This is a genomic window from Salinisphaera sp. G21_0, assembly GCF_017744115.1.
Taxonomy (GTDB): domain Bacteria; phylum Pseudomonadota; class Gammaproteobacteria; order Pseudomonadales; family Endozoicomonadaceae; genus Endozoicomonas.
On record NZ_JAGHQW010000066.1, the window covers coordinates 16,562 to 27,333 of the forward strand.

A 10,772-nucleotide genomic window follows, 5' to 3' on the forward strand; every position below is an offset into this window, starting at 1 on the left:
CTGGCTGCTAGTCTTCTTACTCTTGATGAGGAAACCGCCATGAATAAACCCGATATTCACAGTGGCAGGCTGCCAGCAAAAGAGTACCGCCGCAACTTTGCCGACATCAAGCCTCCCCTCAGTGATTACCAGGCTCATATTGAAGCCAGCCGATGCCTTTACTGCGAAGCGGCACCCTGTATCCCGGCCTGTCCCACCGGCATCAATATTCCCTCTTTTATCAACCGTATCGCCACTGACAATATTGACGGTGCTGCACAGGCCATTCTGGATGCCAATATTCTGGGAGGAACCTGTGCCCGGGTCTGTCCAACCGAGGTTCTCTGCGAGCAGGCCTGTGTCAGAAATCATGAGCCAGAGTGCCTTCCGGTGAAAATCGGCCTGTTGCAGCGTTATGCCATTGATAACCGCCAGTCAGCCGACCACCCATTTACCCGCCTGCCTGACACAGGAAAAACCATCGCGGTTGTGGGTGCAGGCCCGGCAGGACTGTCCTGTGCACATGCTCTGGCCCGGCAAGGTCACACCATTACCTTGTTTGATGCCCGGGAGAAGCCCGGAGGCCTGAATGAATTCGGCATCGCCTACTACAAACTGGTGGATAGCTATGCCCGCCAGGAAGTGGACTTCATCCTGGAAATTGGTGGTATCTGTCCAGAGTATGGCTGTCGGCTTGGCCAGAATCTCAGCCTGGACCAATTGCGAGCACAGTTTGATGCGGTGTTTCTCGGGCTCGGGTTGGGTGGCTGCCACTCATTAGGCCTTCCGGGTGAAGCAGCAGAAGGTGTTGAGGATGCCCTCCCGGCCATATCTTCCCTTCGTCAGTGCCATGATCTGAGCCAACTGCCTGTTGGCCGACGTATAGTGGTTATTGGGGGGGGCAACACCGCAATTGATATCGCCTGCCAATGCAAACGGCTGGGCGCAGAGGATGTCACCATTGCCTATCGTCGTGGCCCTGAACAGATGTCAGCAACCGGTCATGAACAGGCTTTCGCCCGGGACAATGGTGTTCGCATCCTCACTTGGGTTCAGCCTTCAGCCCTGGAAACTGAAGGTGGCTGCATCACCGCCATCCAGCTGGAAAAAACCGTGCTGGATACCAGCGGCCAATTACAGGGCACCGGTGAGCTGACCACCTTGCCGGTAGACACACTCTACAAAGCCATTGGCCAGCATTTGCTGGTGGATGCATTTGCCAATACCAGTGACAGCCCGGCGATAAAAGGCAACCGCATAGTAACGGACGACCACTTTTGTACGTCACTGGTTAACGTCTGGGCCGGTGGTGACTGCATTGATAAAGGTGAAGACCTGACCGTCCATGCGGTTGAGCATGGTAAACGGGCGGCCCGGGCCATTGATCAATACCTGCAAGGGAGGGAAAGATAATGGCTGATTTAACCAGTAGTTTCCTCGGTATTCGCTCCCCAAATCCTTTCTGGCTGGCCTCTGCGCCACCGACGGACAAAGCCTACAATGTCTATCGGGCATTTGCAGCGGGCTGGGGCGGTGTGGTCTGGAAAACCCTGGGTGAAGATCCGGCACCGGTCAATGTCTGTTCCCGTTATTCCTGCCATAGGAATACCCGTGGTGATGTGATCGGGTTTAACAATATCGAATTGATCACGGATCGCCCGCTGCAGGTGAATCTGGATGAAATACGCCAGACCAAAAAAGACTGGCCAGACCGGGCACTGCTGGTCTCGCTGATGGTGCCCTGCAAAGAAGAAAGCTGGCAGGCCATCCTCTGTCAGGTAGAGGAGACCGGCTGTGATGGTGTCGAACTGAATTTCGGCTGCCCCCACGGCATGCCGGAACGGGGGATGGGCTCAGCGGTCGGACAGGTACCGGAATATATTGAAATGGTTACCCGCTGGTGCAAGAAACACAGCAACCTGCCCGTTGTCGTTAAACTCACCCCCAATATCACCAATATCGTTGTGGCAGCTGAAGCGGCTCAGGCCGGTGGTGCCGATGCCGTATCGCTGATCAATACCATTAACTCCATTACCGGTATTGATCTGGACCGGATGGTGGGATACCACGCCGTCAACGATAAGTTCACCAGTGGCGGTTATTGTGGCGAAGCGGTGAAACCTATCGCCCTGAATATGGTCGGCCAGATTGCCCGCAGCCCGGACACCGCCGGACTGCCCATCTCGGCCATTGGCGGTATCAGTACCTGGCGGGACGCTGCCGAATTTATGGCTTTAGGGGCGGGCACCGTTCAGGTTTGTACGGCGGCTATGCTGAACGGTTTCAAGATTGTGCAGGACATGATTGATGGCCTGTCCCGGTGGATGGACCGCAAAAACTATCCGACCCTGGACAGCTTTCAAGGCGCTGCCGTCCCCAATCTGACCGACTGGAAATACCTGGACCTGAATTACAAGACCATTGCCCACATTGATCAGGACAGCTGTATCCAATGCGGCCGATGCTATGCAGCCTGTGAAGATGCTGCCCACCAGGCCATCGCCATGACACCGATAAAACAGTCAACCCAGCACCGGTATGAGGTAATCGGGGAAGCCTGCGTGGGGTGCAACCTCTGCCAGATCACCTGTCCTGTGGATAACTGTATATCCATGGTCAGGCAGCAAACCGGCAAACCTTACCTGAACTGGACACAGCATCCGAACAACCAGAGTCAGGAAGGTAACCAATTGGCGGATCAAACCTGATTTTCCAGTGCCGGAGTATGTCATGAATTCACTAGAATATGCAGTGGTCTGTGGTGACCATGCCATGGTCAAAACCCTGCTGGACAAGGGGGCTGACCCGGATATTCCCGGAAATAACAATGAAACCCCGCTGCACCGGGCAGTTAACGCTGGTCATCATGTTATTGCCAAGACCCTGCTGACCTACGGGGCTGCCCCAAACCTCAAGGACGTTAGTGGAAGGACAGCCTTGCATCATGCAGCTCTCGAAGGTCACCATGCTATGGTCGAGCCCCTGCTGGCCAATGGGGCTGACGCAGACCTCAAGGACGTTAATGGATGGACACCTTTGCAATGTGCAGCGAGCAACCGTCATCGCGATGTGTACGATAAACTGCTACCTGAAACTCATCAGCCGGACTGGAACAGCCTGCTACAGGTATTTTCCCGTTCAGGGTGGAAGGATCAAGTTGAGGCGGCACTGGCCAGGGGGGCTAACCCGAACATCCAGGACAGTGATGGTGATACACCTTTGGGAGGAGCAACTACGGCTGGCCACCATGCTATTGTTGAGACCCTGCTGGACAACGGGTCTAACCCAAATATTCCCGATAGTGGTCAATACACCCCGCTGCACCGGGCAGCGGCCATTGGTCATCATCCTATGGTCAAGACCCTGCTGGACAGAGGGGCTGACCCGAACCTAAAGGACGGGACTGGACGGAAAGCCTTGGCATCTGCACTTACCAGTGATTACCCGGATGTATATAGAACCCTGTTACCTGTAACCCATCAGCCGGACTGGAACAGCCTGTTACCGAAACTCGTCTATGAAGGATGGAAAGATCAAGTTGAGGCGGCACTGGTCAACGGGGCTGACCCGAATATTCCCGATTTTTACCACAAAACCCTGCTGCACAGGGCAGCTGAGGATGGTCACTGTGATATTGTCAAGACTCTGCTGGTGAACGGGGCTGACCCGAAATTCAAAGACTGGAATGGACGGACAGCCTGTCAATGTGCAAGGACAGAAGCCATAAAAGAAGCAATCCAGAATTTCATGACTGTACCTCAATCTCTCCAATTCTACTGCAGGGCCAGCATTCGGGGTCGGCTGGTCAAGTGTCTGCCCGACAACGGACTACCAATGAAGGAGGCGGTCAGGTTTCTGCCGCTTAATCCTCCAGCAATGCAGTATGTCGATCGCCTGCTGTCACTGTAGGGCGAGCCGAAGCTGCTCCGGGAGGCTGTCCGGAAATAGACTGCCCTACACAGCAACTGCTCCTGCGTTGCTCTGGCTCCTGCCCCCATGCAGTCGTGCGGTTGCAATAAATTGGTCTAAAAATCCGCTTTTGTTCGGCAAATAGCCCCGCTACTTGTGCCTTAGGATATTCACCTCACACAACCGAATTTTTACCCTTAATTTTCTGCCGTCCCCGCGACGGGGTCGCCTGGATGGGCGCTATGCTCGTGCATCCTCCCAGGTGCATCATATCCCCGGTTTCTGTCGTTTTCCTGATGGCACCGGCAGCCAGTTTGATGTGATTGAGGAGGCTTGCGTGGGGTGCAACCTCTGCCAGATCACCTGTCCTGTGGATAACTGTATTACCATGGTCAGACAGCAAACCGGCAAATCCTGTCTAAACTGGACACAGCACCCGAATAGCAAGGGTCAGGAAGGTAACATATCGACGGATCAAACCTGAATTTCTATTGAGGGAGTACGTCACATCATGGACACTCTGGCTAAAGCAGCTGCTGATGGCGACCTTGCCAAGGTCGAAACCCTTCTGGCCTCAGGGGCTAATCCGAATATTCTCGGATATTTCGGTTATACCCCGCTGCACCATGCAGCTCACTTTGGTCACCATGCTATTGCCAAGATCCTGCTGGCCTACGGGGCTGACCCGAACCTCAAGCGCATGGGTGGGTTGACAGCCTTGCAATCTGCAGTTGACTCTGGTCATCTCGATGTATTCAAAACCCTGTTACCTGTAACCCATCAGCTGGACTGGAACAGCCTGTTACAGAAATTTTCCCGTCATGGATGGGAGGATCAAGTTAAGATGGCACTGGCCAAAGGGGCTGACCCGAACATGCCCGGAGTTGACAACTTCACTCCGCTGCACGATGCAGCTGCCAATGGTCGCCTTGCTATTGTCAAGACCCTGCTGGCCAGCGGAGCTAAGCCGAACATTCTCAGATATAGCAATGCCACCCCGCTGCACGATGCAGCTGCCGCTGGTCACCATGCTATTGTCAAGATCCTGCTGGCCAACGGGGCTGACCCGAACCTCAAGGAAAAGCATGGACAGACCGCCTGGCAATGTGCAGGACCAGCTACAAAAAACATCATCCAGAATTTCATTTCAGTCCCTCGTTTTCCGTCTCTCAAATCCCGCTGCCGGAGCAGCATCCGGGGCCGACTGATCAAGCACCTGGATCGCAACAAGCTGCCAATGAAGCAGGCAGTCAAGTTGCTGCCGCTGCCTTATTCGGTAAGACAGTACATCTATCTACCGCTCTTGACTTAAACCGCAACGATCGCAACATTCGTTGTTATGATCGGTTTTTTTGAAAAACTCTTGGCTTCTTTCAGCTCTGATTCAAAACTTTTATCAACATTTTTTCAGCACAACTGCTTTTATGAAGTCCGAAAACATCTGTTCTGGTCGTGGTTATATCCATTACTCCCTCCATTAACCATATTTAATTCTTTTTAGCTATTTTTGATTAGACTATTGATTCTCTAAAAAATTCCAGAACTATTGTTTTTATTACCCATACAACTCACACCTTCGTTCCCACGGGGACCGTAGTAACGAGGTGCGACCGAACACAGCCCGGGCATTGTGTTTGTTATCCAACCGGCAACTGCCTGACCAAGGTAATGTTATCCGGCGACATGTCTGCCCCCCAAGCCATCACCTCCACGCCAGCGGCAACCGCCTTTTGCAGTTCTTCTGCATAAACCGGATCAATCGCCTGTGCCGCCGCCACATGGTCAATACCGGTATGCTGAACGCAGAAAAACAACACGGATCGATGGCCGTCAGCCACCATCTGGGTGAGTTCTCGCAGATGTTTTGTGCCCCGGCTGGTGACGGCATCTGGGAACAGGCCGAGGCCATTCCCCATTGCCAGCGTGACACTTTTGACTTCCACATAACAGTCGGGCAGGCCTTCCTGCTGCAACAGCAGATCAATACGGCTCTTTTCTTCACCATAACGAACTTCACGGCGGACAGTCTGGTAGCCGGACAGCTCTGACACCTGGCCAGACAGCAGCAGCTCCTCAACCAGGGCATTGGCCCGTCCGGTATTCAGCCCTGCCAGAGTGAGGCGCTCTTCGCCGTTAAACACCACCGGAATTTCCGCCTGTTCCCAGGTACAGGGGTATTTACGCCGGGGATTTCCGGAGTCGGAATACCATACCCGATACCCCGGGTAGAGGCAGTTTTTCATGGAGCCGGTATTTGGGCAATGCAGGGTTATCCGGGAGCCATCGGCCAGCTCAACATCTGCCATGAACCGTTTGTATCTTTTTATCAGGCGGGCCTCAGATAGGCGATTATCATATTTCATCAGGGATACTCATTACTTAATTTCATTAATTTACTTATTGAAATTCTAAAATAGAATCCTAAGATGCCGATTCATCATACCTGACCCTACAGGACTGACAGGCTCTCTGAATCCATTGGGCAGCAGATTCGGAGAATATTATCAGTTGACCTGAGTGCAGGTTTTGGTCAATGTCAGAAAGCGGATGACATTTTTTTATGGCGTCTTGCCATGGGTTTTGGTAGTTTCTCCGCTTCTTTAAGGAAGGCAAGAGGCAAGTGCCAGGAGCTTTTGTTCTCGCCAGGCACCCGTGGTGTTGACCTTGGCTTTCAGGGAGCCGGTTTGCCGGCAGTAACAGAGGGATCGCAGAGGCTGCTTTCAACAGGCAGAGCGCGAGCGCCTCTAAATGGAGAGTCCAGGATTCTTGCTCATTTGAGAGATCTCCTGGCTCATGAATAGAAGGTGGTGAGGCTGTAATCATGTCAGCACAGAAAAACGCGGATACAGGCAATCTGCTCAAATCGTATACCCCCTACCAGGAAAAGGATGGGGAAGAATACATGAACGAGCAACAGATCGCTCACTTCACCAAGATCCTGCAAAACTGGAAGCAGGAGCTGATGGAAGAAGTGGATCGTACAGTGAACCATATGCAGGATGAGGCCGCGAACTTTCCTGATCCGGCAGACCGCGCCAGTCAGGAAGAAGAGTTCAGCCTTGAACTGAGAACCCGTGACCGTGAGCGTAAACTGATCAAGAAAATCAACGATACGCTGTCCCGGATCGAAGAAGACGATTACGGTTTCTGCGACAGCTGTGGCGTAGAAATAGGCATTCGTCGCCTGGAAGCCCGCCCGACTGCTACGTTGTGTATCGACTGTAAGACACTGGCCGAGATCAAGGAAAGACAGCTGGGTAACTGATGTACCCGGATGATGAATCAGGCTGTGGTACGGCGAGTACCCCGGGCTGATTCATTCTCGACCGGTTCTTTATAGCCAAGGAACTGTCCTGAAATCACTTCGATATTTCTACAGACGCTACCCGAAAAGTCGGAACCGTTTGTGCTTTTGCGGTTGGCGGTAAGTGGTCAGCGGCCTTTTCCCAGACTGAGTAAAATGATGAAGTTATTCCGGGACAAATCCTGACGGCACTCACTCAAGACCACTTGCCTGATTGATCATCACTTCCTATGGGCGACACACTGAGCACTCCCTCCTACGTTGGACGTTTTGCGCCGTCCCCTTCCGGCCCTCTGCACTTTGGCTCTCTGGTTGCGGCACTGGCCAGTTATCTGGATGCTCAGGCCCATCAGGGCAAATGGCTCGTGCGCATGGAAGACATTGACCCGCCAAGAGAGCAGCCCAAAGCGGCCGACCTGATTCTCAAGGCGCTGGACGTTTATGGCCTGCATTGGGATGACCGCGTGCTGTTTCAGAGTGATCGCAGCGAAGCCTATGACCAGGCCCTGGACACCCTGCTCCGTGCAGAGAGACTTTACCCATGTACCTGCACCCGCAAAAAACTGGCCGGTTTGAACGGTGTGTACCCCGGTTATTGTCGCAATCACCGTGGGATCCCAAACCAGCCCCATAGCCTCAGACTGTTGTGCCATGACGATATCATGCAGTTTCAAGATCGCATTCAGGGCGATCAGCGGTTTGATTTAAGCACGCTTGGCGATTTTATTCTCAAGCGCAAGGATGGGCTATACGCCTACCAACTGGCCGTTTGCGTTGATGATCACTTTCAGGGGGTTACCCATATTGTCAGGGGAGTAGACATTCTGGATTCAACCCCGAGACAGCTCTATCTGCAAAGCCAGTTACATTATCCGCACCCGGCCTATGCCCATGTTCCGGTGATTACCCGGAACCCCGGCAATAAACTCAGCAAGCAGAACCATGCGCCCGCCATACCACTGGACAACCCCCGTCCACTGATGATCAAGGCATTGACGGCATTTGGCCTGAAACCAGAGCCAGACCTGTTGATGAACTCTGTTGAAGAGATCCTGTCCTGGGGTATAAAAAACTGGTCTTTGAACAACATGGCGGGAAAAAAAGAGATTTTGCAGAACTCTCTGGACGACCGTTGACGTTTCGCGGCAATTCCAGCGAAACAGGCAGTCTGAGCTCAGAAAGTAGCCATATACGCGAAAGACTGACAACGAAACGTCAACAGCCACCGGGCAAGCCTACCGCTATCCTGTGGAACATGTTATATATGGTTGTATAAATCATATCCAGAGGCCTTCCGGCACCTGGTAATGTGCCCAAAAAAGATGTGTTCAAGGAGCGAATATGTCGATATTTCTTAAAACAGCTCTGGTTGCTGCTCTTTCATTTTTCTCTGTAAACCTGACGGCCAATACCCTGCCTTTTGCCTCTCTGAGTGATACGCCCAGCAGGCCTGCAGCAGAAAACCCTGACTTCTGTGATGCGGCGAGACGAACCCGGGAACAGCTTATACGTCAGGAACCGTCTATAACGATGAAGTCTCCCATTCACACACAAGGTGTATCATCCTGCTTTACACCGGATGAAAATCTAATCTTTGTTGCCACACTGGAAGCTCAAAAAGTGCTCGGACCCAATGCCCCCTGGTATGCAGAACTCAGACAGGATATAAAAAGCCGCGTTACCGAAGCCTGCGGCATCATGGGCTTTGAAAACAGTAAAGTCAGCCGCGCCTACGACTACTGTCTGGAAAGCCGACAGGAAGAGCTGTTGAGTCCCTACGAAGAAAAATTTGCCAGAGAGTCCAGTAAATATCTCCGTAAACGTCAGCAGGTAGCAGACAGCCTGGTGGTTCGTTGTGATGCCTCGTTAAGTGTAAAACGCAGTCGCCTGCCCAAAAGCATGCGTTTCCCGGTGGCATGGTACAACTCGGAGAGTCAATCCGTTCCCAGCTGGTTACTGGAAGAAAAGCTGGATGATGACCAGTGGCTGGAACAAATAGGCAAATTAAAAATTGATAATATCATGGCTGATATTCTGGGTAGCGATTGTCCCGGTGAAATGATTTACTGGGTCACTTACGACGCTCCGGGGCTGTAAGCAAAAGTCTCAGACTCTGTTGGAGCAAACCTTCTTACACCCCGGCAGGCCTGAGACGATCACTGGTGCTCAATTAAGTTGTCAGGAGCCCGAACATTGAATACATTCAGCGCCGTTACAACACCTCCGGAAATATACATCCCTGCCGATGCCCACCTGCTTTTATGGCCGCAGATTATCCCCGAATCTGCAGGCTGGCAGTTGTACTCAGAGCTGCACTCCACACTGCCCTGGCAGCAGGATCAGATAACCATTTACGGTAAAACCCTGCCGGTGCCCAGACTCCAGGTCTGGATGGGAGATCCTGATGCACACTATCAGTATTCAGGTCTGGCGCTTTCTCCACAGCCATGGAGTCAGACCGTTATCGCCATTAAACAACTGGTCGAAACAATCTGTTGCCATCACTTTAACTCGGTATTAATCAACCTGTATCGCAGTGGACAGGACAGCAATGGCTGGCACAGTGACGATGAGCCCGAATTAGGAGAAAACCCGGTGATTGCCTCATTCAATCTGGGAGCGACACGACGATTCCGGCTGCGCCACAAATACCGAAAAGACATCCAGCCTTACACTTTTGACCTGACGTCAGGCTCCCTATTGTTAATGGCCGGAACTACCCAAAAATACTGGCAGCACTGCCTGACAAAAACAGCAAGACCCGTAGAGCCGAGGATCAACTTGACCTTTCGTCGTGTGATTACACGCTGCCCCGACGAACAACGGGCAAAAAACGGATAGAAAGATAATCACCGGAAAAGCCAGACATTAGCCTCAATCTTACTCCAACCTGGAAAGTGAACTTATTTCCACTGCAATAATCAAAGAAAAGCAGTAAGAATAATTTATAAAAGTAATCTAACCCGGATATTTCATAAACTGCCCCGAATCTCGCGAAGGGCTTTGTTGCTCTAAGGGATTTTGTGAGGGAGCGCCGTACCGGGGAGTACGGTCGACTGAGCAAAACTCCCTCAGAGCGACAAAGGACAAGCGAGAGCGGGAGCACGTTTATGAAATATCCGGACTAAAGGAATGACGGTTTTTCTGGGCGGATGGATGATACAGCCGCCTATAGTATTGTGGTAAAAGGTTTGATTTTTCTTGCCTTTGTTTTTAATGCAGCAGTCATCACATCGGCAGGTTCCCGAATAAAAGAGGCGTCGGGAATTGCTGTGACAACTGGTTTATCCTTGCAGGAACTCTTCAAGCCAGTCATGGTGGTTATTGACCCGTTCTGACCCGGTCACAAATAAATCAAAATTCGGCGACAATAAACCAGAATCCGATTCCCAAGTGTCAATGTCGTTCAGCCCAAGAGGGTCTTTTTTTCTGCATTCCAAGGCTGAATGCCAAGCGTTTTGTGTCTGTTTATCCACATCATAATGGTTGATCTTTTGGAGAACACTCATTAACTGCGGAAGTATCATCTCTTTCCGATAGGGTTCCAATAGTTCAAGTTCTCTATTCCCCAATATCGGAA

Annotated in this window: 10 protein-coding genes and 1 pseudogene; 9 read left to right on the top strand and 2 right to left on the bottom strand. The window is 51.9% G+C overall.

What is annotated here, in order from left to right; all coding sequences use genetic code 11:
• Window positions 1-39: 39 nt before the first annotated feature.
• The 5 genes and pseudogenes from J7439_RS21945 to J7439_RS21965 all read left to right on the top strand — a co-directional run bounded on the left by J7439_RS21945 (window position 40) and on the right by J7439_RS21965 (window position 5,200).
• Window positions 40-1,392, top strand: coding sequence for an NAD(P)-dependent oxidoreductase (locus J7439_RS21945; protein ID WP_209204148.1), 1,353 nt, complete (start codon window positions 40-42; stop codon window positions 1,390-1,392).
• Window positions 1,392-2,687 carry an NAD-dependent dihydropyrimidine dehydrogenase subunit PreA gene (gene preA, locus J7439_RS21950; RefSeq protein ID WP_209204150.1) on the top strand — a complete coding sequence of 432 codons (1,296 nt, stop codon included), beginning with the start codon at window positions 1,392-1,394 and terminating at the stop codon, window positions 2,685-2,687. The genes J7439_RS21945 and preA overlap by 1 nt, the downstream gene beginning before the upstream one ends.
• A gap of 22 nt (window positions 2,688-2,709) precedes the next feature.
• A complete protein-coding gene (locus J7439_RS21955; protein WP_209204152.1) occupies window positions 2,710-3,888 on the top strand; it encodes an ankyrin repeat and SOCS box protein in 1,179 nt (392 codons plus the stop codon).
• A gap of 295 nt (window positions 3,889-4,183) precedes the next feature.
• Window positions 4,184-4,372: pseudogene (locus tag J7439_RS27305) on the top strand (4Fe-4S dicluster-binding protein); the annotation flags it as partial.
• 27 nt (window positions 4,373-4,399) lie between these two features.
• Window positions 4,400-5,200, top strand: a complete 801-nt coding sequence (locus tag J7439_RS21965; RefSeq protein WP_209204156.1) for an ankyrin repeat domain-containing protein — start codon at window positions 4,400-4,402, stop codon at window positions 5,198-5,200.
• A gap of 325 nt (window positions 5,201-5,525) precedes the next feature.
• Here the strand turns inward: J7439_RS21965 and sfsA are convergent, their stop codons facing one another.
• Entirely contained in the window at window positions 5,526-6,251 is a 726-nt protein-coding gene (gene sfsA, locus J7439_RS21970; RefSeq protein ID WP_209204157.1) for a DNA/RNA nuclease SfsA, read from the bottom strand.
• A gap of 458 nt (window positions 6,252-6,709) precedes the next feature.
• On the opposite strand from sfsA, the gene dksA reads away from it, so the two are divergent.
• The 4 genes from dksA to J7439_RS21990 all read left to right on the top strand — a co-directional run bounded on the left by dksA (window position 6,710) and on the right by J7439_RS21990 (window position 10,033).
• Window positions 6,710-7,153, top strand: coding sequence for an RNA polymerase-binding protein DksA (gene dksA, locus J7439_RS21975; protein WP_209204159.1), 444 nt, complete (start codon window positions 6,710-6,712; stop codon window positions 7,151-7,153).
• 269 nt (window positions 7,154-7,422) lie between these two features.
• Window positions 7,423-8,328, top strand: a complete 906-nt coding sequence (gene gluQRS, locus J7439_RS21980; RefSeq protein ID WP_209204161.1) for a tRNA glutamyl-Q(34) synthetase GluQRS — start codon at window positions 7,423-7,425, stop codon at window positions 8,326-8,328.
• Window positions 8,329-8,533: 205 nt separating this feature from the next.
• Window positions 8,534-9,289 (top strand): hypothetical protein, encoded by a 756-nt coding sequence (locus J7439_RS21985; protein ID WP_209204163.1) that lies wholly within the window; start codon window positions 8,534-8,536, stop codon window positions 9,287-9,289.
• A gap of 96 nt (window positions 9,290-9,385) precedes the next feature.
• Window positions 9,386-10,033: an alpha-ketoglutarate-dependent dioxygenase AlkB family protein gene (locus J7439_RS21990; protein ID WP_209204165.1), complete on the top strand. Its 648-nt coding sequence runs from the start codon at window positions 9,386-9,388 to the stop codon at window positions 10,031-10,033.
• 443 nt (window positions 10,034-10,476) lie between these two features.
• Here the strand turns inward: J7439_RS21990 and J7439_RS21995 are convergent.
• Window positions 10,477-10,772, bottom strand: a 296-nt coding sequence (locus J7439_RS21995; RefSeq protein ID WP_209204166.1) for a hypothetical protein, incomplete at its 5' end; no start/stop codon positions are given.